The 24,019-nt window shown below is 71.5% G+C and carries 19 protein-coding genes and 1 tRNA gene; 9 read left to right on the top strand and 11 right to left on the bottom strand.

The annotated features are described in order from the left end of the window. The 4 genes from pcaH to OG933_RS08650 are packed head-to-tail and all read right to left on the bottom strand — an operon-like array spanning position 1 to position 3,441. Positions 1 to 774 (bottom strand): protocatechuate 3,4-dioxygenase subunit beta, encoded by a 774-nt coding sequence (gene pcaH, locus OG933_RS08665; protein WP_405626316.1) that lies wholly within the window; start codon positions 772 to 774, stop codon positions 1 to 3. 17 nt (positions 775 to 791) lie between these two features. Next, positions 792 to 2,006, bottom strand: coding sequence for a thiolase family protein (locus tag OG933_RS08660; protein ID WP_362518459.1), 1,215 nt, complete (start codon positions 2,004 to 2,006; stop codon positions 792 to 794). Further along, on the bottom strand, positions 2,003 to 2,650 hold the full coding sequence (locus OG933_RS08655) for a CoA transferase subunit B (RefSeq protein ID WP_362518462.1): 648 nt from the start codon (positions 2,648 to 2,650) through the stop codon (positions 2,003 to 2,005). Before OG933_RS08655 ends, OG933_RS08660 begins: the two co-directional genes overlap by 4 nt. Further along, positions 2,650 to 3,441: a CoA transferase subunit A gene (locus OG933_RS08650; RefSeq protein WP_405626315.1), complete on the bottom strand. Its 792-nt coding sequence runs from the start codon at positions 3,439 to 3,441 to the stop codon at positions 2,650 to 2,652. Before OG933_RS08650 ends, OG933_RS08655 begins: the two co-directional genes overlap by 1 nt. A 213-nt stretch (positions 3,442 to 3,654) precedes the next feature. On the opposite strand from OG933_RS08650, the gene OG933_RS08645 reads away from it, so the two are divergent. Continuing rightward, positions 3,655 to 4,119, top strand: coding sequence for a MarR family transcriptional regulator (locus OG933_RS08645; protein WP_362518468.1), 465 nt, complete (start codon positions 3,655 to 3,657; stop codon positions 4,117 to 4,119). Between the two features lie 19 nt (positions 4,120 to 4,138). On the opposite strand, the gene OG933_RS08640 is transcribed toward OG933_RS08645, so the two are convergent. Continuing rightward, positions 4,139 to 5,122 carry a DUF3048 domain-containing protein gene (locus OG933_RS08640; protein WP_405626313.1) on the bottom strand — a complete coding sequence of 328 codons (984 nt, stop codon included), beginning with the start codon at positions 5,120 to 5,122 and terminating at the stop codon, positions 4,139 to 4,141. 369 nt (positions 5,123 to 5,491) lie between these two features. Between OG933_RS08640 and OG933_RS08635 the strand changes: the two genes are divergently transcribed. Continuing rightward, a complete protein-coding gene (locus OG933_RS08635; RefSeq protein ID WP_362518477.1) occupies positions 5,492 to 6,682 on the top strand; it encodes a zinc-dependent alcohol dehydrogenase in 1,191 nt (396 codons plus the stop codon). 305 nt (positions 6,683 to 6,987) lie between these two features. Here the strand turns inward: OG933_RS08635 and OG933_RS08630 are convergent, their stop codons facing one another. Beyond that, entirely contained in the window at positions 6,988 to 8,064 is a 1,077-nt protein-coding gene (locus tag OG933_RS08630) for an ATP-dependent DNA ligase (RefSeq protein ID WP_405626311.1), read from the bottom strand. 110 nt (positions 8,065 to 8,174) lie between these two features. Here OG933_RS08630 and ligD point away from each other — a divergent pair, with 110 nt between their 5' ends. Further along, the gene (gene ligD, locus OG933_RS08625) at positions 8,175 to 9,275 is read left to right on the top strand and encodes a non-homologous end-joining DNA ligase (RefSeq protein ID WP_405626310.1); all 1,101 of its coding nucleotides are present in this window, start codon (positions 8,175 to 8,177) and stop codon (positions 9,273 to 9,275) included. Between the two features lie 33 nt (positions 9,276 to 9,308). Here the strand turns inward: ligD and OG933_RS08620 are convergent, their stop codons facing one another. Together OG933_RS08620 and OG933_RS08615 are read right to left on the bottom strand one after the other, a co-directional pair. Then, a complete protein-coding gene (locus tag OG933_RS08620; RefSeq protein ID WP_405633289.1) occupies positions 9,309 to 11,453 on the bottom strand; it encodes an OmpL47-type beta-barrel domain-containing protein in 2,145 nt (714 codons plus the stop codon). A 62-nt stretch (positions 11,454 to 11,515) separates the two neighbouring features. Beyond that, positions 11,516 to 13,993, bottom strand: a complete 2,478-nt coding sequence (locus OG933_RS08615) for a ThuA domain-containing protein (protein WP_405626308.1) — start codon at positions 13,991 to 13,993, stop codon at positions 11,516 to 11,518. A 199-nt stretch (positions 13,994 to 14,192) separates the two neighbouring features. On the opposite strand from OG933_RS08615, the gene OG933_RS08610 reads away from it, so the two are divergent. Together OG933_RS08610 and OG933_RS08605 are read left to right on the top strand one after the other, a co-directional pair. Then, positions 14,193 to 15,203, top strand: coding sequence for a multicopper oxidase domain-containing protein (locus tag OG933_RS08610; RefSeq protein WP_362518607.1), 1,011 nt, complete (start codon positions 14,193 to 14,195; stop codon positions 15,201 to 15,203). 84 nt (positions 15,204 to 15,287) lie between these two features. Beyond that, the gene (locus OG933_RS08605; protein ID WP_362518609.1) at positions 15,288 to 16,313 is read left to right on the top strand and encodes a LacI family DNA-binding transcriptional regulator; all 1,026 of its coding nucleotides are present in this window, start codon (positions 15,288 to 15,290) and stop codon (positions 16,311 to 16,313) included. Between the two features lie 104 nt (positions 16,314 to 16,417). Here the strand turns inward: OG933_RS08605 and OG933_RS08600 are convergent, their stop codons facing one another. Beyond that, on the bottom strand, positions 16,418 to 17,209 hold the full coding sequence (locus tag OG933_RS08600) for a VOC family protein (RefSeq protein WP_362518611.1): 792 nt from the start codon (positions 17,207 to 17,209) through the stop codon (positions 16,418 to 16,420). A gap of 308 nt (positions 17,210 to 17,517) precedes the next feature. On the opposite strand from OG933_RS08600, the gene OG933_RS08595 reads away from it, so the two are divergent. The 4 genes from OG933_RS08595 to OG933_RS08580 all read left to right on the top strand — a co-directional run bounded on the left by OG933_RS08595 (position 17,518) and on the right by OG933_RS08580 (position 20,676). Beyond that, on the top strand, positions 17,518 to 17,763 hold the full coding sequence (locus OG933_RS08595; protein ID WP_362518614.1) for a WhiB family transcriptional regulator: 246 nt from the start codon (positions 17,518 to 17,520) through the stop codon (positions 17,761 to 17,763). A gap of 151 nt (positions 17,764 to 17,914) precedes the next feature. Then, positions 17,915 to 17,986 (top strand) — tRNA-Glu (locus tag OG933_RS08590). Positions 17,987 to 18,031: 45 nt separating this feature from the next. Next, a complete protein-coding gene (locus tag OG933_RS08585; protein ID WP_405626304.1) occupies positions 18,032 to 19,396 on the top strand; it encodes an SDR family NAD(P)-dependent oxidoreductase in 1,365 nt (454 codons plus the stop codon). After that, positions 19,393 to 20,676 carry a ribonuclease inhibitor gene (locus OG933_RS08580; protein ID WP_405626302.1) on the top strand — a complete coding sequence of 428 codons (1,284 nt, stop codon included), beginning with the start codon at positions 19,393 to 19,395 and terminating at the stop codon, positions 20,674 to 20,676. Before OG933_RS08585 ends, OG933_RS08580 begins: the two co-directional genes overlap by 4 nt. A 53-nt stretch (positions 20,677 to 20,729) precedes the next feature. Here the strand turns inward: OG933_RS08580 and OG933_RS08575 are convergent, their stop codons facing one another. Both OG933_RS08575 and OG933_RS08570 read right to left on the bottom strand, forming a co-directional pair. After that, a complete protein-coding gene (locus OG933_RS08575; RefSeq protein ID WP_405626299.1) occupies positions 20,730 to 22,553 on the bottom strand; it encodes an AAA family ATPase in 1,824 nt (607 codons plus the stop codon). A gap of 6 nt (positions 22,554 to 22,559) precedes the next feature. Continuing rightward, positions 22,560 to 24,005: a DUF2201 family putative metallopeptidase gene (locus OG933_RS08570; protein WP_362518623.1), complete on the bottom strand. Its 1,446-nt coding sequence runs from the start codon at positions 24,003 to 24,005 to the stop codon at positions 22,560 to 22,562. Between the last annotated feature and the right edge of the window lie 14 nt (positions 24,006 to 24,019).

Genomic DNA, 24,019 nt, shown 5'->3' with positions numbered 1-24,019 from the left:
TCAGCGTCCTTCTTCGATCCAGGTGGCGTGCGGCCCGTCGAGCACGATGTCCCAGTGGTAGCCCATCGAGAACTCCGGCACCGACAGGCTGTGGTCGTACGTGGCTACCAGCCGCTGCCGGGCCGCGTCGTCCGTCACCGACTGGATGATCGGGTCGTACGGGAAGAGCGGGTCGCTCGGGAAGTACATCTGCGTCACCAGCCGCTGGGTGAACGCCGAGCCGAACAGCGAGAAGTGGATGTGGGCCGGCCGCCAGGCGTTGACGTGCTGACGCCACGGATAGGGGCCCGGCTGCACGGTGGTGAAGCGGTAGAAACCGCTGTCGTCCGTCAGCGTGCGGCCGACGCCCGTGAAGTTCGGGTCCAGCGGGGCGTCGTGCTGCTCGCGCTGGTGGGCGTAGCGGCCCGCCGAGTTGGCCTGCCAGATCTCGACCAGCTGACCGCGGACCGGACGCCCGTCGCGGTCCAGCAACCGGCCGGAAACCGTGATCCGTTCACCGATCGGCTCGCCGTTGTGCTGCCGGGTGAGGTCGTTGTCGATCTCGGTGATGTCCCGTTCGCCGAAAGCGGGGGAGACCAGCTCCACCAGCTCCGGGTCCTTGCTGACGTCGATGGCGACCGGCGGCTGTTTCGGGTGGCGCAGGACGGAGGAGCGGTACGGCGCGTAGTCGCGGCGCGGCTGGTGCTCGACCGGCGCGCCGTCGGCGATCCGCTTCTCGTACGCGGCGTGCTCGGCCGCGATCTCCTGGTCGATGGCGGCTTGCGTGAGAGTCATGGGAGTTCCTGGGTTTCTTATCGTTCGAGGACGAGGGCGAGGCCCTGGCCCACACCGATGCAGAGGGTGGCGACCCCGACGCCGCCGCCCCGACGGGCCAGCTGGTGGGCGACCGTACCGGCGAGACGGGCACCGGAGGCGCCGAGCGGATGACCGAGGGCGATCGCGCCACCCTGCGGGTTGAGGACCGCCGGGTCGAACTCGGGCCACTCGGCCACACAACCGAGCACCTGGGCCGCGAAGGCCTCGTTCAGTTCGAGCACCGACAGATCGGCGAACCCCCTGCCCGCCTTGGCGAGCGCGCGGTTGACGGCCTCGACGGGGGCGAGCCCGAAGTACTGCGGGTCGATCGCGGACACCCCGGTGGCGCTGATCCGGGCGAGCGGCTCACGTCCGGTCGCCCTCAGCCCCTCCTCGTCCACGAGCAGCAGGGCCGCGGCGCCGTCGTTCAGCGGCGACGCGTTGCCCGCCGTCACGGTCCCCTCCTCGGTCCGGAACGACGGCCTGAGCTTGGCCATCGCCTCCAGCGAGGCGTCCGCCCGTACACATTCGTCGGCGTCGAACACGACCGGGTCGCCCTTGCGGCGCGGGATCGACACGGGCGCGAGCTCGGCGTCGAACAGACCCGCCTGCTGGGCCGCGGCGGCCTTGCGGTGGCTGGCGAGGGCGAACTCGTCCTGCTGCTCGCGGCCGATCTTGTGCTTGTCGGCGATCAGCTCGGCCGACTCGCCCAGCGGGATCGTCCACTGCGGGTCCATCCGCGGATTGACCATCCGCCAGCCCAGCGTCGTCGAGTACAGCTCGGCGTGCCCGGCGGGGAACGCCCGGTCCGACTTCGGCAGCACGTACGGCGCGCGGGTCATCGACTCCACACCGCCGGCGACGGCGACGGAGGCGTCGCCGGCCGCGATCGCGCGAGCCGCCTGGATGACCGCCTCCAGACCGGAGGCGCACAGCCGGTTGACGGTGACACCCGGTACGGAGGTGGGCAGACCCGCGAGCAGTGCGCCCATGCGGCCGACGTTGCGGTTCTCCTCGCCGGCCCCGTTGGCGTTGCCGAAGTACACGTCCTGGATGCTGGAGGGGTCCAACGCGGGTGTGCGGGCGACGAGTTCACGGATGGCGTGCGCCGCGAGGTCGTCCGGGCGCACCGAGGCCAGGGCGCCGTTGTAGCGGCCGATCGGGGTGCGGACCGCGTCGACGATGTAAACGGTCCTGAAACCGTTGCTCATGACTGGACCTCCTCGGCGAGACGGACCTTGGCGGCCGTCTTCGTGACGATCTCCTCGGCGGTGACGCCCGGCGCGGTCTCCACCAGCACCAGACCCTCCTCGGTGACGTCGAGGACGCCCAGGTCGGTGATGATCCGGTTCACGCAACGCTTCCCGGTCAGGGGCAGCGCGCAGTCCGTGAGGATCTTGGGGCTGCCGTCCTTGGCGGTGTGGGTCATGACGACGATGACCGTACGGGCCCCGTGCACCAGGTCCATCGCCCCGCCGATCCCGGTGATCAGCTTGCCGGGGATCGCCCAGTTCGCCAGGTCGCCACGCTCGGAGACCTGCATCGCACCCAGCACGGCGACGTCGATGTGCCCGCCGCGGATCATGCCGAAGGACAGCGCCGAGTCGAAGAAGGACGCGCCCGGCAGGACCGTCACGGTCTCCTTGCCGGCGTTGATCAGGTCCGGGTCGACGGCGTCGTCGGTGGGGTAGGGGCCGGTGCCCAGGATGCCGTTCTCGCTCTCCAGCACCACCTCGACGTCCGTCGGGAGGTAGTTGGGGATCAGGGTCGGCAGTCCGATGCCGAGGTTGACGTACTGACCGTCCCGCAGCTCGCGCGCGGCGCGGGCGGCCATCTCCTCACGTGTCCAGGCCATCACTCGCTCACCGTTCCCTCTGCCGCGGGTGCCGCGGGCGCGGAGACCGTCCGCTGCTCGATCCTCTTGTCCGCCGTCTGCTCCGGGGTCAGCGCGATCACGCGCTGCACGAAGATGCCCGGCAGATGGACCGCGTCCGGGTCGATCTCACCGGGTTCGACGAGCTCCTCGACCTCGGCGATCGTGATCCGTCCGGCCATCGCGGACAGCGGGTTGAAGTTGCGGGCGGACTTGTTGAACACCAGGTTGCCGTGCCGGTCGCCCTTCGCGGCCCTGACCAGCGCGAAGTCGGTGCGGATAGCGTGCTCCAGCACATACTCCGCGCCGTCGAACTCCCGGACCTCCTTCGGTGGCGAGGCCAGGGCGACACCGCCCTCGCCGTCGTAACGCCACGGCAGCCCGCCCTCGGCGACCTGGGTGCCCACGCCCGCGGGCGTGTAGAAGGCGGGGATCCCGGCGCCGCCGGCCCGCAGCCGCTCGGCCAGCGTGCCCTGCGGGATCATCTCGACCTCGAGCTCGCCGGACAGGTACTGGCGGGCGAACTCCTTGTTCGCGCCGATGTAGGAACCGGTTACCCGGGCGATCCGACCGGCCGCGAGCAGCACCGCGAGGCCCGACTCCATCGCGCCGCAGTTGTTGGAGACGACCGACAGTCCGGCGACGCCCCGCTCGTACAGAGCCTGGATGAGGACGTTCGGCACGCCGCTCAGTCCGAATCCACCCACTGCCACAGACGCGCCGTCCGGCACGTCGGCCACCGCCTCCAGGGCCGTGGCGACCACCTTGTCCATCCGTGAAGCCCCATCTCTTCCGCGCGCCCCCGGCCCGTCAATTAATCAGGGCACTGATTATTTCTCCGAGGTTTCCCACACGCTGCCACCGCAGGGTGGAGCAGTCAAGACCCCAGGCCGGAGGTCCGACCAGGGTCACACGGACACAAGACCAGGCCGGTCGCACGCGGTATCGTTCAGTGCACCGACGAAATCTCACGCTGAGGAGCGCACATGGCCGCGGTGGATCTCACCAGCCACCCCGGGCACCTGGCCCGGCGGCTCCAGCAGGCGCACTACCTGCTGTGGAACACGATGGTCTCCGAGGAGATCACCTCGCCGCAGTTCGCGGTCCTCAACGCGCTCGTCGCCGAGCCGGGCCTCGACCAGCGCACGGTGGGGGAGCGGGTGGGACTCGACCGCTCCACCATCGCCGAGGTGATCAGCAGGCTCATCCGCCGAGGGCTGCTCGACAAGGTCCGCGACCCGCAGGACGGGCGCCGCTACCTGCTGGGGCTCACCGACGAGGGACTGCGCACCCACCGTCGGCTGACCGTCCGCACGGCCCGGATGAACCAGGTCTTCCTGTCCCCGCTCTCGGCCGCGGAGCAGAACCTGTTCCTCGAGCTCATCCAGCGCGTCTCGGACGCGGCGGAGGGGCTGCGCAACCCGGGGGAGCCCCTGGTCGCGCCGTCCTGATCGAGACGCCCGGGCGGCATCAGGGTGCCTGCGCGAACACCACCCACACCTGGCCCTCGGCGAACGCGACCGGGGCGCCGTCGGCGGTCGTGAAGTCCGTGCCGTCCGTGGCCGTCGCCCGCTTCCAGTTCACGTCGTGGACCCGTCCGTCGCGCAGCACCCGCGCCTTTCCCGAGCCCACCGTCTCGGTGTACGGCGTGTTGTTGCCGAGGAAGTCGTGGAAACCCGACGCGCGCACCTTCACGTACTGCACGACCACCGTGGCCGGGGCCACCCGCGTCCCGTCGGTCGTCACCGTCGGTGCGCCGTCCGTCGAGACCAGCCAGCGCGCACGGCTCGCGGACCAGGTGAAGGTGAAGCGGGCCGCCGGGTAGCGCACGGTGAGCGAGGACTGCGCCGTACCGCCGGAGGGCGCGGTGCCGTAGCGGAACCCGGTGGTCAGCGCGGCGGAGCCCGGTGCGGAGGGCAACAGGCGACCCGGGCGCACGTAGAGGTTGTGCGGCGCGGCCCGCTCCGTGCCCCGGTAGTAGGCCCCGGCGCCGGCCGCGTCCTCGGGCGTGACGGCGTCCAGCGGCGCCCGGTCGATCAACGGCAGCAGCTTGCCCTGCGCCCCGGAGAACGCCAGCACCGGCCGCGCGAACTGGCCCAGCAGCTCCAGATCGGACTCGCGGGCACTGCGCACGGGACCGACGGCCTTCGGCACCTTCGTCGCGTACACGGCCATCAGCCGGCTCAGCCCGCCCTCGACCTGCTCGACGTAGACGATGTCCGCCGAGTCGAGGCCTGTCTGCGGCCGCGCGCCGGGGGCGTTGTCGATCTTCACGGCGAGCACGGAGCCGGCGACAGCGGTGGGGCTGGTGCTCCCGCTCGGACTCGGCTTCTGCGACGCGCTCCGGCCGTCGTCCCTCGACGGCTCGCGGGACGTCGTGCAGCCGGCCGCGAGGACGAGCGCCAGCACGGCGGCCAGCAGCGCAGCGGCGACCGTGGAGGGTCCGCCACGCATCGCGCGTGGCCGGCGACCCGGATGGCTCGGATGGTTCGGGTGACCCGGATGGTTCGGGTGAGCCGGATGTCTGTGACGCCTCGGATGTCTCGAACGACCTGTGCCTGTGCCTGTCATGGCCACCCCCGTTTCGTGTCTTGATTGTGCGCTCATCCGTTCGAGAGTGGCTATGCGTGGCGGCGGGCGGCGGGCGGCGGGCGGCGGGCGGCGGGCGGCGGGCAGAAGGGGCCGGGGGTGCGGCGCAGAAGGGGCTCGGGGGCTGCGGGCGTCGTGGTTCGGGGCCGGGCGGTCGGGTACCCGGGCCGCAGCCAGGACCCGGTACCCCCGGACCAGCCGGGACGGACCGGTCGGCGGAGGGAGCGCGGCGCGATGAAGGCAGTGACCTGGCAGGGCAAGCGCGACGTACGGGTGGACACCGTGCCCGACCCGACGATCCAGGAACCGACGGATGCCGTCATCCGCATCACGTCCACCGGCTTGTGCGGCTCCGACCTGCACCTGTACGAGGTGCTCACCCCGTTCATGACCCCGGGCGACATCCTCGGCCACGAGCCCATGGGCATCGTCGAGGAGGTGGGCGCCGGAGTGCCCGACCTCAAGGCCGGCGACCGGGTCGTGGTGCCCTTCCAGATCGCCTGCGGCAACTGCTGGATGTGCCTGAACGCGTTGCCCACCCAGTGCGAGACCACCCAGGTCACCGGCGAGGGCATGGGCGCCGCCCTGTTCGGCTACACCCGCCTGTACGGGGCCGTGCCCGGCGCCCAGGCGGAGTATCTGCGGGTGCCGCAGGCCCAGTTTGGCCCCATCAAGGTGCCCGAGGGACCGCCCGACGACCGCTTCGTGTACCTCTCCGACGTCCTGCCCACCGCGTGGCAGGCGGTCGCCTACGCGGACATCCCCGAGGGCGGCAGCGTCGCGGTACTCGGCCTCGGCCCCATCGGCGACATGGCCTGCCGCATCGCCCAGGTGCGCGGCGCGGGCCGGGTGTTCGGCGTGGACCTGGTCGGCGACCGGCTGCGCCGGGCCCGTGCGCGGGGCGTGGAGACGTACGACCTCCGCAGCTTCGACACCGAGAAGGAACTCATCGCCGCGATCCGCGACGAGACCGACGGCCGCGGCCCGGACGCGGTGATCGACGCCGTCGGCACCGAGGCGCACGGCAGCGCGGCCGCCCGTATGGTCCAGAACGCCGCCGCCATGCTGCCGCGGAAACTGAGCGGCCCGCTCGCGGAACGCTTCAGCGTCGACCGGCTCGCCGCCCTGCACACCGCCATCGAGCTGGTGCGCCGCGGCGGCACCCTCTCCCTCGTCGGCGTGTACGGAGGCATGGCCGACCCACTGCCGATGCTCACCATGTTCGACAAGCAGCTCCAGATCCGCATGGGGCAGGCCAACGTGCGCCGGTGGAGCGACGAGATCCTGCCGTACCTCACCGACGAGGACCCGCTGGGCGTCGACGACTTCGCCACCCATCGCGTGCCGCTGTCGGACGCTCCGCACGCGTACGAGATGTTCCAGCACAAGCAGGACGGCGCGGTGAAGGTCCTCATGACGCCGTGAACCGTGAAAGCGGTTGCGGAGCGGCGGGGCGGGGGCAAATGGGTGAGGGCGCAACCGGTTACGGACGATGTCGCCGCGTGAAACCGATGATGGATCAAGCTCTGCGCCGGTAACCGGTTGTGGATCAGGTCGCGCCGGTAACCGGTTGTGGATCAGGTCGCACCCGAAACCGGTTGTGGATCAGGTGTCGCCGGTAACCGGTTGTGGATCAGGTGTCGCCCGATAGCGGTTGCGCATCAGGCGCTGCTCCCGAAACCGCTTGTGGCGCCCAATCGGTCTTACTCGGAGGCGCAACCGCTTGTGGGTCACGTCGCGGGCGGCGCCCCGAGGATCTCCGCCAGGTCGTAGCGCACCGGTTCCTCGAGTTGCGCGTATGTGCAGCCGTCCGGGGTGCGGTCGGGGCGCCAGCGGCGGAAGCGGGCGGTATGCCGGAACCGCGCCCCGTTCTCCATGTGGTCGTACGCCACCTCGACCACCCGTTCGGGCCGCAACGGCACCCAGGACAGGTCCTTCTTGCCCGACCAGCGGCTCGGCGCCCCGGGCAGCCGTGCCGTCTCGTGGGCGGACTCCTCCGACCAGGCCGCCCACGGATGGCCCGCCGCGTCCTCCATGCGCAGCGGCTCCAACTCCTCGATCAGCTCCGCCCGGCGTTTCATGGAGAAGGCGGCCGACACGCCGACGTGCTGGAGGACGCCCCGGTCGTCGTACAGGCCCAGCAGCAGTGAGCCGACCACTGGTCCGCTCTTGTGGAAGCGGTATCCGGCGACGACGACGTCCGCGGTGCGTTCGTGCTTGACCTTGAACATGGCGCGCTCGTCCTGGCGGTAGAGCAGGCTGAGCGGTTTGGCGATCACCCCGTCCAGGCCCGCGCCCTCGTACTCCTCGAACCACCGCCGTGCCACCTCGGCGTCGGTCGTCGCCGGCGCCAGGTGCACGGGTGCCGTCACCCCGGCGAGCGCCTCGGTCAGCAGCTCACGCCGGTCGCTCAGCGGCACGTCCAGGAGCGACCGGTCGGCGAGCGCGAGCAGGTCGAAGGTGACGAACGACGCCGGGGTCCGTTCGGCGAGGGTGCGCACCCGGGAATCCGCCGGGTGGATGCGCTCCGTGAGGGCGTCGAAGTCGAGTCGCCCCTCCCGGGCGATCACGATCTCCCCGTCCAGCACACACCGCTGCGGCAACCGTTCCCGCAACGCTTCCACCAGTTCCGGAAAATACCTGGTCAGCGGCTTTCCGGTGCGGCTGCCCAGTTCGATCTCGGCACCGTCGCGGAAGACGATCGCCCGGAAGCCGTCCCACTTCGCCTCGTACTGCATACCCGGCGGAATCGCCGCCACCGACTTGGCGAGCATCGGCTTCACGGGCGGCATCACCGGCAGATCCATGCTCCGATTCTGCGCGAGGATCACGGGGACCGCCCGGTGTGCGGACCGTCTGGTGTACGGGCCGCCGCGAGCTGATGCGAGCTGTCGAAGGTGTGTCTACCGTGGCTCGCATGGGCGATGCGGTGGAACTGGAAGTGGCCGGCCGGACGGTACGGCTGTCCAGCCCCGACAAGGTCTTCTTTCCGGAGCGCGGCTTCACCAAGCTGGACCTCGCCCGCTACTACCAGGCGGTCGCGCCCGGCATCCTGCGCGCGCTGCGCAACCGCCCCACGACCCTGGAGCGGTACCCGGACGGCGTGGGAGGCGAGTCCTTCTTCCAGAAGCGGGCGCCGAAGAACATGCCCGACTGGATCCCGACCGCCCACATCACCTTCCCCAGCGGACGCAGCGCCGACGAGATGTGCCCGACCGAGGAGGCGGCCGTCCTGTGGGCCGCCCAGTACGGCACCCTCACCTTCCACCCCTGGCCCGTGCGCCGCGACGACGTCGACCGGCCCGACGAACTGCGCATCGACCTCGACCCGCAGCCCGGCACCGACTACGACGACGCGGTCCACGCCGCGCACGAACTACGCGCCGTCCTGGCGGAGTTCGGCGGTCTGCGCGGGTGGCCCAAGACCTCCGGCGGCCGTGGTCTGCACGTCTTCGTGCCGATCGAGCCCCGCTGGACCTTCACCCAGGTCCGGCGCGCCGCCATCGCCGTCGGCCGGGAGATGGAACGGCGGCTGCCGGAGCGGGTGACGATCAAGTGGTGGAAGGAGGAGCGGGGCGAGCGCATCTTCCTCGACTACAACCAGACCGCTCGCGACCGCACCATCGCCTCCGCCTACTCCGTACGTCCCCGTCCGCACGCGCCCGTCTCCGCGCCGCTGCGCTGGGAGGAGGTCGGCGACGCCCACCCCGCCGACTTCGACCTCGCGACCATGCCGGCCCGGTACGCCGAACTCGGCGATGTGCACGCCGACATGGACGACCACGCGTTCTCCCTGGAGGCCCTGCTCGAACTCGCCCGCCGCGACGAACACGACCACGGCCTGGGCGATCTGCCGTATCCGCCGGAGTACCCGAAGATGCCCGGAGAGCCGAAGCGGGTGCAGCCGAGCCGGGCCCGGCACGAGGACGCCCCGGCCCGGCACGAGGACGCCCCGGCCCGGCACGAGGACGCCCCGGCCCGGCACGAGGACGCCCCGGGCGGGCCCGGGGCGTCCTAGCGCGACCGTCCGGCGCCGGCCGGACGGCTGCTGTCACAACTCCTTGATGCGGATGTCCCGGTACGAGACGACGTCCGTCGTGCCGTGCACCTGGAGCCCGAGGTAACCGGAGGCGAAGCGCCGTCCGTCCGTGCCCGGGTCGTCCGCGCGCGGTGGCGAGAACTCCTGGCCGCCGGTGTTGTCGAACTCGTTGATCAGCACACCGTTGCGGTAGACCGAGTAGTGCTGGTCGACCACCCTGATCTCGTAGTCGTTCCAGGTTCCCTTCTGGGTGACGCCCGCCCCCGCGAGCCTCACCCGGTCGAAGCCGTACACCGAACCGGTCTTGTACATGTCCCCGTCCGGCCGGTCCAGCACCTGCACCTCGTGCCCGTACTTGATGGCGACCCACTCCGGTCGCGACTCCTCGGCGTGGTCATGGACCCACGGGAAGCGCACGAACACACCGGAGTTGGCGTTGCCCGTGCCCGGAGCGTCGTCGCGCCACTGGAGCTTCAGCGAGAAGTCGCCGTACTTGCGCTCGGGGAACCACAGCATGCCCAGGCCCTCACGGGAGGTCCCGCTGGTGATCGATCCGTCGCCGTTCTGCGCGAACGATCCGCCGCCCACCTGCTGCCACTTCGCGAACGAGCCCGCGCTGCCGTCGAGGATCGTGCGGTAGCCCTCGGTCTGGCCGGGCTTGCCGATCCCGGAACGGCCGGCGGCCTCCTGTACGGCGTCGTACTCGCGCTGGTCCACGACCCCCTCGCCGAACAGCGCGTCGAGGACCGTCTTCACGTGCTTGAGGAACAGCGCGTGGGACGTCCACTCCTTCTCGTCCTCGATCAACTCGTTGATCCGGCACCGTTTGTCGGTCAGCCGGTTCGGCACCCCCGAGTCGACCGTGCCGACGATCACCGTCAACCGCTCGTCGTACTCGGGGCAGTTGGGGGCCGGGACCTGGCTCGCCACCACGGTGAAGGTCACCGTGCGCGCGGTGGAGGTGTTGCCCGCCTTGTCGGTGGCGCGGTAGGCGAGGGTGTGCGGTCCGGCACGGTCGACCACCACCGGGATGGTGTATGCGATGTACGGTCCACCGTCGAGTGAATACTCGATCCGGTCGACACCCGACCCGTGCTCGTCCGTCGCACTCACGGTCACCCTGGCGTTGCCGACGTAGGCACCACCGGAGTTCTTCGTGCCTTCGACGCCCACGCCGGTCACCGGTGGTGTGGTGTCCTGCGGGGTCGCCGCGACCACGGTGAACCGGACGCTCTTCTCGGCGGCCGCGTTGCCCGCCTTGTCGGTGGCCCGGTACCGCACGGTGTGGGTGCCGACCTGGTGCACCATCACGGGCGCGGTGTACGGCTGCCAGGCCCCGGAGCCGACGGCGTACTCGATCGTGTTGACGCCCGATCCGGTGTCGGAGGCCGACACGGTGACGGTCGCCATGTCGATGTACGTGCCGTCGGGGTTCTGCTCGCCGCTCACCGTCCCGGAGGTGTCCGGGGGTGTCGTGTCGTCGGAGGGCGGGGCGACGACCGTGAACGCGACGGTCTTCTCCGCGGAGACGTTGCCGGCCTTGTCGAACGCCCGGTAGCGGATCCGGTGGCTGCCTACCTGGTCGACGACGACCGGTGCGGTGTACGGGATCCAGTCACCCGCAGCGCCGACCGCATACTGGATACCGTCGACCCCCGACCCGCCGTCGTCGGTCGCCCCGATCGCGACACTCGCCGAGCCGACGTACTCGCCCTGCGCGTTCTGCGTGCCGGTGACCTGCGCCGCCGTCTCCGGCGCTGTCGTGTCCTCGCCGCCGCCCTCGGTCACCACGAGGATGCCCTGCATCTGGCCGTGGCCCGGGATCGTGCAGTGGTAGAAGTAGCGCCCCGGGGTCAGGGTGACCTCGGCGGTGTGGCGGCCGCCCGTGTCGTCGTTCGGGTTGGCGAGGATGTTCAGCGTGACGTCGTTGTTGAACTCCGGGTCGCTGGTCGCGAACGTCAACGTGTGCGGCATGCCCATGGTGTTGCCGGTCGCCACGCTGTTCTCGAAGACGATCGTCGCCTGACCCGCCACCGCCGTCGTCGGCGCCGAAACGTACTTGGTGATGTCGTCGCCGGCGGTCCAGGTGAGCACCTGGGCGGCTGCCGCCGGCTCGGACTGTGCCGCGGTGGGTGCCGCCTGAAGCCCGAGCGTCATCAGTACGGCGGCCAACAGGGCCGTCCAGACTCTTCGTTGTCGTGTCTGTCGTGTCCGCCGTGTCACTGTGCCCCCCTCGCCAGCCGGTCGGCGGCCGGCGTCGGGCCGCCGCCTTGATAAGTGACCTTCCACAGCGCCGACTTGGCGTCCGAGGTGAAGAAGCCTCGGCCGTAGTCGAGGACGTACAGGGCGCCGTCCGGGCCGAACTTCCAGTCCATGAGGTTCTTGATGCCGTCGTTGCCGACCGGCACGATCCTTTTCAGTGACTCCGAGTGGACCGGCAGGCCGCCCGACCCTTGCGTCCTCGGGTCCATGACCACCGCGTTGCGCGGCTGATCGGCGTCGTAGAAGTCGCCGACGAACCACTTGCCGTCCCAGTACGCGGGCCACCTGGCCGCGCTCGCGCCGGTGGCGTCGTACCGGTAGACCGGACCGTTCATCGCCGCCTGCCCGCCGCCCTTGAGCCACGGCAGCCGGTACGTCGCCTGGTCCTGCCGGTAGGAGGGGATGCCGCTTGCGTCGCGCGGGTAGTCCGGTGCGCCGCCCTGGGGCGAGTACCAGATGTTGTTGCCGGTGACCGGCGGCAGGTTGACCAGGCCGTCGTTGTTCGGCGACTCGTTCTTCGGGTGGTCGCAGTCGTACCAGCCCAGCGGCTGCGACGGATCCGGCAGGTTGCGGTCCCGGTAGGGCTGCTTGTTGCCCATGCAGTACGGCCAACCCCGGTTGCTCGCCTGGGTGATGACGGCGAACGTGTCGTACTTCGCCGGTCCCCAGACGGGCGACGGCTCGCCCGCGTCCGGGCCGACCCAGCCCGCGTAGAGGATGTCGGTGGTGCGGTCGACGAAGATGCGCGCGGGGTTGCGGACGCCCATCACATAGATCTCGCCGCGCGTCTTGCCCCCGCCCTCGTCGGTCTCGCGTCCCGTGAACAGGTTTCCCGCCGGAAGCGTGTACGTTCCGTCGGGTTCCGGATGGATGCGCAGGATCTTGCCGTTGAGGTTGTGGGTGTTTCCGGCCGTACGGCGGGCGTCGGCGAAGGAAACACCCTTGAAGTTCGGCTGCGGGTTGTTTCCGGAGTAACCACCGCTGAAACCACTGGAGTTGTTGTCACCGGTGGCGATGTACAGGTTGCCCTTCGAGTCCCAGGCCAGCCCGCCACCGGCGTGACAGCAACTGTGCACCTGCACCGGCCACTTGAGCAGCACCTTCTCGCTGCCCGGGTCGAGCCGGTTCGTGGCGAGGTCGAGTGTGAAGCGGGAGACCCGCCGCTCGGCCATCCGGGTGTCACGGTTGATGCCCGAGTGAGGGGTGTAGTGCAGGTACACCCAGCCGTTCTGCTCGAAGCGCGGGTCGAGCTCGATGCCGAGGAGGCCTTCCTCGACCTTGACGAGCTCGTCGCCGCCGCCCTTGTTGCCGAAGACCGTCAGTTCCCCGGCCAGCGTGACCTTCTTGGTCGCCGGGTCGTAGACGTGGATCTGTCCCTTGCCCTTGCCCACGTCCGGGTTGTTCCAGTCGGTGATCACCGGCCGGGAGGAGTCGGCGCCGCCCCGCCCGATGTAGAGAACCCGGCCGTCGGGCGCGGTGACCAGGCCGTGCGGCTCACCGATCTGGTCGTTCTGGCCGGGCTGGTTGGCCGGGGTCAGCCGCTCGGCCTTGTAGTTCCCGGTGATGGTGGCCTTGCAGTCGGCCTGCACCAGCCGGGACGTCCAGAGCAGGGCGCCGCGCAGATGCGTACGGAAGTCCGTCTCGTCGTACGACGAGACCGTGCCGCCCATGCCGGTGTAGAAGGAGCGGCCGCCGTCGTAGTCGCGGCACCAACTCACCGGATGGTCGGCGCCGTTGGCACTCGTGCCCGGCCGGTAGGTCGACTCGCGTACCCGGGCGACGGTGTGCACCTCGCCGGACGGGTTCTTCACCCAGTTCGGCCACAGGTCAGGGCGCTTCCACTCCAGGGGCAGCCCTCCGGTGGCCGGATGCCGCCGGTCGCCGACCTCGACGGTGGCCCGCTGTACGGCCGTCGGGCTCGACGCGGCGGGACGGGCGCCGATCAGGCCGGTGTACCAGTCCGAGTACGGTTCCGCGCGGGCCGCGTCGTGGACGCCGACGAATCCGCCGCCGGCCTCCATGTAGGCCTCCAGGCCCGCTTCCTGCTCCGGGTCGAGGACGTCGCCGCCCCCGGTCAGGAACACGACCGCGTTGTAACCGCCCAGCCGTGTCTCGCTGGTGAAGACCGAGGCGTCGTCCGTGGCCTCGACCTCGAAACGCTGGTCCGCCGGCCCGGACAGGCCGATCCGTTCGATGGCCTCGATACCGGCGTTGACGACCGGTGACTCGTCCCCGGCCGCGGCCGACCCGTGGAAGATCAGCACCCGTACGTTCGGGCCGCCCGGTGGCGACTTGATGGACATCGTTGTCAGGGGTGGCTCGGGGGCCGGGCGCGCGTCCGCGGCCGGCGCGGAGAGCAGGCCGGCGACGAGCGTTGCGCACGCCACGGCGGTCACCCGGATTCGTCTTCTCGTACTCAACCCTCGTAAGTGCATGGGCACCTCCTCGGTCACAGCGACAGCGCCACGGAAGGTAGACCCCATTTGCATGACTCGCCAATAGCTATGACCGCAATGGCATGAACTTTGTCCTGGGTGTGGAGAAACGGCGGAACGACCGGTACCGTCTCACAGGTTCATCACAGGCTCGTCTTCTTCATCGTCGCAAATTCCGTACCAGGGTGGGGAGTTCGGCATGGACAGACGCGGGTTCAACCGCCGGGTGCTGCTGGGCGGTGCCGCCGCCGCGACATCGTTGTCCTTGGGGCCGAGGGCGGTGAGCGCCGACGGGCCGGCGAAGGCCGCCCCGGCGGGGGGAGCGGTCAGACACCTCACGCTGTACATGGAGAAGCTCGCCGACGGACAACTCGGCTACGGCTTCGAGAAGGGGAAGGCGACCATCCCCGGGCCGCTGATCGAACTCAACGAGGGCGACACCCTGCACATCGAGGTGGAGAACACCCTGGACGTGGCGGCGAGCCTGCACGTCCACGGCCTGGACTACGAAATCTCCAGCGACGGAACGAAGTTGAACCGGAGTGACATCGAGCCGGGCGGCACGCGCACCTACACCTGGCGCACCCATGCCCCCGGTCGCCGCGCCGACGGCACCTGGCGGGCGGGCAGCGCGGGCTACTGGCACTACCACGACCACGTCGTGGGAACGGAACACGGCTCGGGCGGCATCCGCAAGGGCCTGTACGGACCGGTGATCGTCCGGCGCAAGGGAGACATCCTGCCCGACGCCACCCACACGATCGTCTTCAACGACATGACGATCAACAACAGACCGGCTCACTCGGGCCCCGACTTCGAGGCGACGGTGGGCGATCGGGTCGAGTTCGTGATGATCACGCACGGCGAGTACTACCACACCTTCCATATGCACGGTCATCGTTGGGCCGACAACCGCACCGGCCTGCTCACCGGCCCCGACGACCCCAGCCAGGTCGTCGACAACAAGATCGTGGGCCCGGCCGACTCCTTCGGCTTCCAGGTCGTCGCGGGGGAGGGGGTCGGCGCCGGCGCGTGGATGTACCACTGCCATGTGCAGAGCCACTCCGACATGGGGATGGTCGGACTCTTCCTGGTGAAGAAGCCCGACGGCACGATCCCGGGATACGAACCGCATGGGCCGCACGGGTCACCCGGGTCTCCCGCTGAGTCTCCCGCGCCGGACGGGACCGGCGACGCGCACGAGCACTGAGGGGCGCGGGTCGGAGAGCGCTCTCACCTCGGCCGTCCCCCGGAGTTATCCTGAGCCGCAGCCGGCCAGGAGGAGAGCCCCGAAGTGACCGAGACAGCGTCGCGTCCCACGCTGGAGGCCGTGGCCGCACGGGCCGGGGTCTCCCGGGCGACCGTGTCGCGCGTCGTCAACGGCGGGGACGGGGTCCGCGAGCCGCTCGTCGAGCGGGTCCGGCGGGCCGTGGAGGAGCTCGGATACGTCCCCAACCAGGCGGCCCGCAGCCTGGTGACGAAGCGCCACGACGCGATCGCCGTCGTCATCGCCGAACCGGAGACCCGGGTCTTCGCCGACCCCTTCTTCGCGCTCCAGCTCCGCGGCATCAGCAAGGAACTGACGGCCCACGACAACCAGTTGGTGCTGCTGCTCACCGAGGGCCGCGACGACCACGCCCGGGTCGCCCGCTACCTCGCCGGCGGTCACGTGGACGGGGCCCTGGTCTTCTCGCTGCACCTCGACGACCCGCTCCCCGGGCTGATCCAGGGCGCCGGCGTCCCGACGGTGTTCGGCGGCCGTCCCGGCTGGAGCGACGGCACACGCGACGTGGTCTACGTCGACAGTGACAACCGCGGCGGTGCCCGCGAGGCCGTACGCCTGCTGGCCGGGCTCGGCCGCACCCGCATCGCGCACATCACCGGCCCCCTCGACCAGACCTCCGCGGCGGACCGGCTCGACGGATACCGGGAGGTCATGGGCGAGGACGACCCGCGGCTCGTCGTCGAGAGCGACTTCACCCCCGGTGGCGCCGAGCGGGCCATGCGGGAACTCCTCGACCGGTGCCCCGACCTGGACGCCGTGTTCGCCGCCAACGACCTCGCCGCCTCGGGCGCCCTGCGTGTCCTGCGCGAACGCGGGCGGCGGGTGCCCGAGGACGTCGCCGTGGTCGGCTTCGACGACATGCTGCCCGTCGCCGAACAGAGCGACCCGCCACTGACGACGGTCCGTCAGGACATCGAGGAGATGGGCCGGATCATGGCCCGTCTGCTGCTGCGCCGCCTCGACCGGCGCGTCGCCGAGGAGGCACCCGGCGGTGTGGTCCTGCCGACCACTCTGGTGCGCCGAGCCTCGGCCTGACCGGGGCCGCCGCCCCGCTCGCGTTCGGCCCGCTCGGTCCTTGCCGGCCCAGACCAGACCGGCCCGGCCCGGCCCGTTCCGTCCCCGTGCTCTTCGGTGCCGCCTCACATCTCCTGAGGCACGCTCTTGATCACGGCGAAGCGCGCCCCGTAGGGGTCGGCGAGCTTGGCGATGCGGCCGACGCCCTCGACGTCCGTGGCGGGCATCCGCACCCTGCCGCCCAGCTCCTCCGCCTTGGCCGCGACCGCGTCCGCGTCGGCGACCTCGAAGTACGGCAGCCAGTACGCGCCGGTCTCGGCCTCCGTGGGGTCGTCGGCCAGCGGCACGATCCCGCCGAACATCGCCTCCTCCCCGGCCCCGGACGGGTTGACGCAGGTGTAGGTGCCGCCGGGGAAGGGGGCGGCCGAGGTCTCCAGGCCCAGCGTCGCGTTGTAGAAGGCGGCCGCCGCGGCGACGTCCGGCGTGTACAGCTCGACCCAGCACAGCGCGCCGGGTTCGTTCGCCACGTCCACGCCCACGGTCTGTCCCGGCTGCCAGAGGCCGAACGGCACGCCCGCCTGGTCGGCGAGGACCGCCATCGTGCCCTGGCCCATCACGTCCATCGGCGCGAAGAGCACCGTGCCGTGCTTCTGCTCGGCGGCCTGCGCCGTGGCCTGCGCGTCCTGTGTCCGGAAGTAGACCGTCCACGAGGGCGGGCCCTGACCTGGCGCGGTCTGCATGCCGCCCGCCACGGTCTTCCCGTCCAGCTGGAAGAAGCCGTAACCACCGGCGTCGGGTCCCGCCGACCGGAACCGCCAGTCGAAGAGAGCGCCGTAGAAGGAGGTGGCGCCGTCGATGTCGGACGTGCCGACATCGATCCAGTTCGGAGCGCCGTTGACGAAACGGGTGGTGAGCATCGTTGCCCTCCTCGAAGGGGTCCCGTTCTCTGCACTGCCGAGTCTCGCACCGCCCACTGACAATCGCTGCCGGAGTACGACCACCGGCGCGGCCTCGGCGCCCGGTCACGGAAAGTGATGAACGGGCGCGAGGTGTCACGGACGTGCGTCGTGCCTTCGTCCGGCGTGCCGAGAGTGTGCCGGGTGCACCGCGCGCCGCCGTGCGTACGGGTGGGCGGCAGGAGCATCATCGGGCGGCCGGGGGCCTCGGGAGCCGCGTATATCCGGCGTTGATCGAACGTTTTTCGCCGCCGGGCACGATCCTGGCCATGTATACCGACACGATTCCGACACCCGACCTCGGCTGGCAGCGCGAGGCGCTGTGCGCACAGACCGGGGCGGAGTTCTTCTTCCCCGAACCCGGCAGTTCGGTGCGGGAGGCCAAGCGCATCTGCGGCATGTGCGAGATGCGTTCCGCCTGCCTCGAGTACGCCCTGGACAACGATGAGCGCTTCGGGGTCTGGGGCGGCATGTCCGAGAAGGAGCGCCTGAACCTGAGGCGCACGGCACTCTGAACCGCGCAGTCGCGGCGACCCCGAATCCGAGTGACCGCGTCGCGGGGGTGCGGTTAGGATCCGGGGGCGTGTCCGGACGTGGCGCCACGGCGCAGGCACAACGCGCAGGCGCATCACGCCGGTTCGCATCCGGTCGTCCGGATGCGTGCGCGGTCCCGTAGAGCAGAGGCAGACTCGCCACCTTCTCAGGGTGGATACGCCGGTTCGAATCCGGTCGGGACCACGGTACGAAGAGCACGGGGCGGGGGACGGGGCGGGACGGCGACGGATGGGCGAGGACAGCGGAGGGGCGGTGTTCGGCCCGGCGGTCACCGAGGCGGAGCTGGCCGCCTTCCACGATGTCGTGGGCAGGCTGCGCGCGCTGCCCGTCGACGACCCCGTACGGCTGCGGGCCGAGCAGGTCGCCGCGTCCTTCGCGCGGGACGGACGGCTGCGGCGGCGCAAGGAGCGAAGCGCCGAGGTGGCGGCCGCCGACGCGGCGGCCATGGCGGCGACCGCGACCGGGGCCCTGGACCGGCGCGAGGACGCGCCCCTGCCGGCCGCCGGCCGCGGAGGGCGTTTCCACCGGCCGCGCACCTGCTACGTCTGCAAGTCGGCCTATCGGGAGGTCGACACCTTCTACCACCGGCTCTGCCCCGCCTGCGCCGCGGACAACGCCGCCCGCCGTTCGCTGAGCACCGACCTGAGCGGGCGCCGTGTCCTGCTCACCGGCGGCCGGGTGAAGATCGGCTTCCAGCTGGCGCTGATGATGCTGCGGGACGGCGCGCGGACCGTCGTCACCTCCCGTTTCCCGCACGACACCGTCCGCCGGTTCAGCGCCGAGCCCGGCAGCGCGCAGTGGCTGCACCGGCTCACCGTCGTCGCCGTCGATCTGCGCGACCCGCGCCAGGTGCTGGGCCTGTGCGAGGAACTGCGCCGGGAGGGCGAACCGCTCGACATCCTCGTCAACAACGCGGCGCAGACAGTGCGTCGTCCGCCGGAGTCCTACGCCCTGCTGGCCGCCGGAGAGCGTGACGCGCTGCCCGAGGGGACGCGCCGGGCGCCCGGATTCACCCCGATGCGGATGCTGGAGGGACTCGGCGGCTCGGCCTCCGCGCTGCCCGCGGCCCTGCGGGAGGCCGACGAGGCCGGACTGCTGCCCGATCCCTCCCCGGAGAACTCCTGGTCGGCCCGGCTCGGCGCGCTCGACCCGGCCGAGGTACTGGAGACCCAGCTCGTCAACGCCCTCGCGCCCGCGCTGCTCTGCGACCGGCTGCTGCCGCTGCTGCTGGCCTCGCCGCATCCGCGCCGGTACGTGGTCAACGTGACGGCCGTCGAGGGCCGGTTCGCGGTGCGCAACAAGATGCCGGGGCATCCGCACACCAACATGGCCAAGGCCGCCCTCAACATGCTCACCCGCACCAGCGCGGCCGCGCTCGCCGAGCAGGGTGTGCACATGTGCGCCGTCGACACCGGCTGGATCACCGACGAGAACCCGGCGCCGAAGAAGGCCCGGATGGCGGGCGCGGGCTTCCGTACCCCGCTGGACATCGTGGACGGCGCGGCCCGCGTGTACGACCCGATCGTGCGTGGCGAGGCCGGCCACCCGGTGTCGGGCGTGTTCCTCAAGGACTACCGGGAGGCGCAGTGGTGAGCGAGGAGAACGCGACGGGGCCGCGTGCCGAGCCGGGGTTGAGGCAGGGGCAGGGCCAGGGCCAGGGGCAGGGCCAGGGGACGGAGCCGGAGTCGGAGCCGGGGTCGGTCCGCTTCGCCGGAGTGCCCCACGTGGTGCCCCGCCCCCTCGCCGATCTCGCCCCGCTGCTCGACTGGCTGCGGGCCGGACGTCCGGCGGGCGAGCGGCTGGACTTCGCCGCGGGCACCGCGCTGCCCGACGGGCGGCTCGACCTGTGCAAGCAGGGACTGGGGGCCGAGGGCGCTGCCCTGGTCGCCGAGGCCCTGGCCGACGGGCCCTCGCCCGTACGGCATCTGCTCCTCGGCACCGACGCCCTCGGGGACGACGGCGCCGCCACCGTGGCCGCCACGAGCGCGCCGGTCGAGACGCTCTACCTCGGATGCAACGGCATCACCGCGGGCGGCGCCTGCCGTATCGCCGACCAACTGCGCGCCTCGCCCCAGGTGGTCACGGGGGTGTGGCTCAAACGCAACCCGCTGGGCCGGGGCGGTGGCCGGGCGGCGGCCGAACTCGTGGAGTCCGCCCGGACGTTGCGCACGCTCGACCTCGTGCAGACCGGACTCGACGCGGCGGGCGTCACCGTACTCGCCGACGCGCTGCTGGCCGCCGCGGGCAACGGACGGCGGGTCGAGCGGCTGTTCGTCGGCGGCAACCCGCTGGGGGAGGCGGGCGCGCAGGCGCTCGCGGCGGTGGTCGCCGCCGGGGCGATCGACGAACTGTACGTGTCCGCCGCCCGGTTGGCCGACGCGGGCGCGCTCCGGCTCGCCGACGCCCTGGAGCGGGCGCCGTACGGACGGCTCACCCGGCTCTCGGTGGCCAGCAACGGCATCGGACCCTCCGCCGCCGCCCGGCTGGTCGACGCGGCCACCGTCGCCGGTGTCACCCTGCTGGACCTCGGCCGGGTCCGGGCGGCGGCCGTGCTCGGCGCGGCGGACAACCGGCTGGACCTGGCGGCCGCCGAGAGCGTGGGGCGGACGCTGGCGGCCGGCGAGCACCGCCTCGCCCATCTCGTCCTGCGGCACACGGGCCTGCGCAGCCGCGAGGCCCACCGCATCCTCGACCACGCGCCCCGCGCGGCCACCGCCACCCGCTTCGTCCTGGGCCAGGGCGTCGCCGCCACCGTCAAACGCCGCCTGGCGGCCCTCAGCGCCCATGTCCCGCCCCCGGCCGTCCCGCCCGACGTGGCGGCGGTACGCAGCGTGCACCGCACGGCGGCGCCGGAGACACCCGCGGCGGACTGAGGCCCGTCCGCCGGGCCCCGGTCCACCCCGTCCACCCGGTCCGTCCCGCCCGATCAGCGCCGCATCCCCGTGAACACCCCCATCCAGAACTTCTGTTGCTGCTCGGACGCGCCCACCAGGTGCGTCGCCCGCAGCTTGGCCGGCAGATGCGTGACCAGGCGGGCCACCACGGTGTGATGCCTGCGCAGTTGGGACAACTCCGCGTTGGCGAGGATCTGGTGGACGACGTCGCTGTCGTCGCCGCCCTCGTCGGAGCGGGCGGTGGCGCGGCGCAGCCGGGCCTCCCACGCGTCCGCGTCCCGGGCCAACTCGCGCAGGCCCGTCACGGGGCGTCCCTTCAGACGGTCGATCAACGCGGTCAGCGGTACCGGCGCGTACTCGCCGTCGCCGAGGTAGACCGTGGCCATCTCCAGCGGCAACCCGCGCCGGTGCAGCTTGATCAGCCGCTCCAGGGTGCGCTTGGTGATCCAGGCGCGGCCCTCTTCGTCGATGTCGTGCTTCCACCACTCCAGCACCGTCTCGGCGTCCGCCCCGTAGCGTGCCAGCAGCCACTCGTTGGCCGGGATGTCCTGCGGCGACACCTCCAGGGAAGCCGTGAACCGGGTCGCCTGCGCGATGTTGTTGCGGGACACCAGCAGCTTGCGGCCCAGGTGGTACGGCGGATTCTGTACGGCTATCTGGGCCCGCAGGTTCTCGATCCGCTTCCCCGCCAGCGACCACTCCTGGGTGATCTCCATCAGCTTGGCGAACGCGGCCTTGTCCTTGGGCCGGTTGTACTCGTCCCACACGATCGCCTTGGGCTCGGGGCCGGTGAACTTCGCCGCGAGGAGGTTGTCCAGCGTGCCGTCCGGCGACGGCACGGGCGCGCAGAGGTCCTCGACGTTGGTCACCGGCAGCGAGAAGTACAGGGCGTCCCGCCCCAGCCCCGCGCGGACCGTCTCGCGCACCAGTTCCGTCTTGCCGCACCCGGGCGGCCCCTGGAGCAGCACCGTCCAGCGGTTGCGCAGGGCCGCGCGCACCACCTGTCGTACGGGGTCGGCAACCGTGGCCGGGTTGGCCACGCCGAGCGCCTGCGCGAGCCGGTCGAGGATCTCGGCCGTACGGTTCTGGCCGGGCCGGCCGTCGGGACCCGGCTCGGCCAGCCGGAGCCGCTCGCCGTCGATCAGCGGCAGGCCCCAGCGCAGCGGGAACCCCTCTCGGGCGTTGGCCAGGACATGGTCGAGCGTGCGTGGGGACAGCAGCTCGCGCAGGGCGGGGGAGAGCGAGGCCCACACGGCGAACACCGGACGCAGTTCCCACGGGCGGTACTTGACCGCGAGGTGCCGACGCCACGACGTGTCGTTCGCCGAGATCCGCATCGTGACCATCCGGTCCAGCAGCGCCAGGTCGCCGCGCCGGGCCGACGTCTCCGTCTGCGACTCGTTGTCGGTGAGGAAGACGCCGACGCAGCCGAGGGCACGCAGGTCGTGCTCGCCGAGCGTCCAGTCGCAGGCGATCTGCATCAGCTGCGACTGGATGGTGTCGCCCGCCTGCAACGAGTCGTCGATGAGCAGCACGAACGGCCGGCCCGGCTTCAGCTGGCTCATCACCAGCTGGCGCAGCACCAGTTCGCCGGAGCGCGGATCACGTACGGGCGCGTTGACGAGCAGGTCGTCCGGCGTGAGGTTCGCCGCCGGCACGTACACCAGCTCGGTGCCCGGGTGGGCGCGGGCGACGTGCGAGAAGAACGTCGCCGTCTTGCCGATGCCGTGCTCGCCGAAGACCTGGCCGGTCTGCCCGAGGTCGATCATCGCGTCGATGAAGCCTTCGAGGCGGGAGACCTCGCCGGGGGCCGGCCGGTCGCCGGAGTCGTGCGTGTGTTCCGTCCGCGTGCTCATCCGCTCTCACCGCGATCCTGTGGTGACGCGATGGCAGTCCATCGCGGGTGTGTGCGTCTCGGGCCATTCGTGGCCCCCCTCGGTGATCAGCCAGATCCAGCGGTCCGGTTCGGCCGGTGTGATCGGCGGCGCGTAGCCGTCGGTGAGGACGACGACCGCGTCCGGCCGCTCGTCGAAACGGCGCCCGTTCACCTCCGTGCGTCCCTCCACGTGGTCGGCGACCGCCTGGAAGCTCGTGCCGCCGCCCCCGTACACGCTCCCCCAGACTCCGTCCGGGGGGACCCCCATCTCGCTTCGCTCGCCCGGCCGGAAGGGCATGACCACGGCGTCGAACGAGAGCCAGTGCGCCTCGACGCCGTCGATCCGCCCGACCAGCTCGGTGAGCCACTGGACGACGTGCTGCGGCATCGACCCGGAGGTGTCGTAGGCGATCACCAGGACCTTGTCGCGGACCGGGCCGCGCCGCGCCAGCACGGGGTCCTGGCCGAGGGCGGCGAGCAGGGCGCCGCGCTTCTTGGGGTAGACCAGCCGCTCGCCGTCACGCAGCTTCGAGCCGAGCACGTCGACCAGCCAGCGCTGCCACCAGTCGACCGTGCGCGTGCGCGTGGTCCGGCCGCGCAGCGTGCCGGCGCCCAGCCTGCCCCACAACCGGGCGGCCCGCGCCGAGTCGCCCTCCGTGCGGCCCATGAGGTCGAGCAGCTCCCGCTCGGCGCCCGCGTGCCCGCGCCGGGCCGCCAGCAGCGAGTTGAGCAGGGCGGAGGACGTCACCGCGTCGACGGTCTCCTGGTCGGCGGGGACCGCGCCGGCCACCAGGTGCACGCACAGCCGCTCCTCGGGCACGGGCGGGTGACGCATGCGCTTCAGCTCGCCGTACACGCGCGTGTCCGTCCGCGTGAACGTCTCGTACGAGACCGGCTCCAGCCCGTGCGCCGTCAGGTCCTCGACGTACAGGTCGTGGACCCGGCGCGGGTCGACGCCGGTCGGGCGGCCGTTCAGCAGGGGCAGTTCCTCGCGGCCCAGCCGCACCAGTGCCACATGGTTGATGGACACCTCGGCGGCCAGCTCGAACACCGGATCCTCGCGCAGCTCCGGCTCGGCGAGCAGATGCCGGTGCACGAGGTGCCGGGCCTCGTGGAACAGGACGAACTTGACGCCGTCCAGGCCCAGTCCGACGAAGAAGTCCGGGTTGTACAGCAGCAGGCAGGTGCCGTCGCCGGAGGCGACCACGGCCGCCGTGTCCACCGCAGTCGTCGGGATCTGGTGATGGCACTTGGTGTACAGCCAGGACGCCACCGCCGACTCGGTCAGCCCGAAGTCCAGCAGCGCGGCCTCCTTCAGCCGCCGGGCCCGGGCGACCACCTCGGGGTCCGCCGGGCGGTACGCCTCCAGTGCCCTGCGGTCGGCCAGGTCGACCACGGGCGGACGCCGCCGCCCTCGCTCCCCGTACCCCATGTCGAGCCCCCCCG

The organism is Streptomyces sp. NBC_00016 (assembly GCF_045040885.1).
Classification (GTDB): Bacteria; Actinomycetota; Actinomycetes; order Streptomycetales; family Streptomycetaceae; genus Streptomyces; species Streptomyces coriariae.
Note: the sequence above shows the minus strand (reverse complement) of the source record. Positions and strands in the feature narration are given on the sequence as shown.

What these genes read in the sequence shown, in the direction of transcription:
- OG933_RS08610 (WP_362518607.1), top strand. Translation starts at nt 14,193, where the DNA reads ATGGACAGACGCGGGTTCAACCGCCGGGTGCTGCTGGGCGGTGCCGCC.
- OG933_RS08655 (WP_362518462.1), bottom strand. Translation starts at nt 2,650, where the DNA reads ATGGCCTGGACACGTGAGGAGATGGCCGCCCGCGCCGCGCGCGAGCTG.
- ligD (WP_405626310.1), top strand. Translation starts at nt 8,175, where the DNA reads ATGGGCGATGCGGTGGAACTGGAAGTGGCCGGCCGGACGGTACGGCTG.
- OG933_RS08630 (WP_405626311.1), bottom strand. Translation starts at nt 8,064, where the DNA reads ATGGATCTGCCGGTGATGCCGCCCGTGAAGCCGATGCTCGCCAAGTCG.
- OG933_RS08620 (WP_405633289.1), bottom strand. Translation starts at nt 11,453, where the DNA reads ATGACGCTCGGGCTTCAGGCGGCACCCACCGCGGCACAGTCCGAGCCG.
- OG933_RS08595 (WP_362518614.1), top strand. Translation starts at nt 17,518, where the DNA reads ATGTATACCGACACGATTCCGACACCCGACCTCGGCTGGCAGCGCGAG.
- pcaH (WP_405626316.1), bottom strand. Translation starts at nt 774, where the DNA reads ATGACTCTCACGCAAGCCGCCATCGACCAGGAGATCGCGGCCGAGCAC.
- OG933_RS08635 (WP_362518477.1), top strand. Translation starts at nt 5,492, where the DNA reads ATGAAGGCAGTGACCTGGCAGGGCAAGCGCGACGTACGGGTGGACACC.
- OG933_RS08660 (WP_362518459.1), bottom strand. Translation starts at nt 2,006, where the DNA reads ATGAGCAACGGTTTCAGGACCGTTTACATCGTCGACGCGGTCCGCACC.
- OG933_RS08600 (WP_362518611.1), bottom strand. Translation starts at nt 17,209, where the DNA reads ATGCTCACCACCCGTTTCGTCAACGGCGCTCCGAACTGGATCGATGTC.
- OG933_RS08645 (WP_362518468.1), top strand. Translation starts at nt 3,655, where the DNA reads ATGGCCGCGGTGGATCTCACCAGCCACCCCGGGCACCTGGCCCGGCGG.
- OG933_RS08585 (WP_405626304.1), top strand. Translation starts at nt 18,032, where the DNA reads ATGGGCGAGGACAGCGGAGGGGCGGTGTTCGGCCCGGCGGTCACCGAG.
- OG933_RS08615 (WP_405626308.1), bottom strand. Translation starts at nt 13,993, where the DNA reads ATGCACTTACGAGGGTTGAGTACGAGAAGACGAATCCGGGTGACCGCC.
- OG933_RS08640 (WP_405626313.1), bottom strand. Translation starts at nt 5,122, where the DNA reads ATGCGTGGCGGACCCTCCACGGTCGCCGCTGCGCTGCTGGCCGCCGTG.
- OG933_RS08570 (WP_362518623.1), bottom strand. Translation starts at nt 24,005, where the DNA reads ATGGGGTACGGGGAGCGAGGGCGGCGGCGTCCGCCCGTGGTCGACCTG.
- OG933_RS08575 (WP_405626299.1), bottom strand. Translation starts at nt 22,553, where the DNA reads ATGAGCACGCGGACGGAACACACGCACGACTCCGGCGACCGGCCGGCC.
- OG933_RS08650 (WP_405626315.1), bottom strand. Translation starts at nt 3,441, where the DNA reads ATGGACAAGGTGGTCGCCACGGCCCTGGAGGCGGTGGCCGACGTGCCG.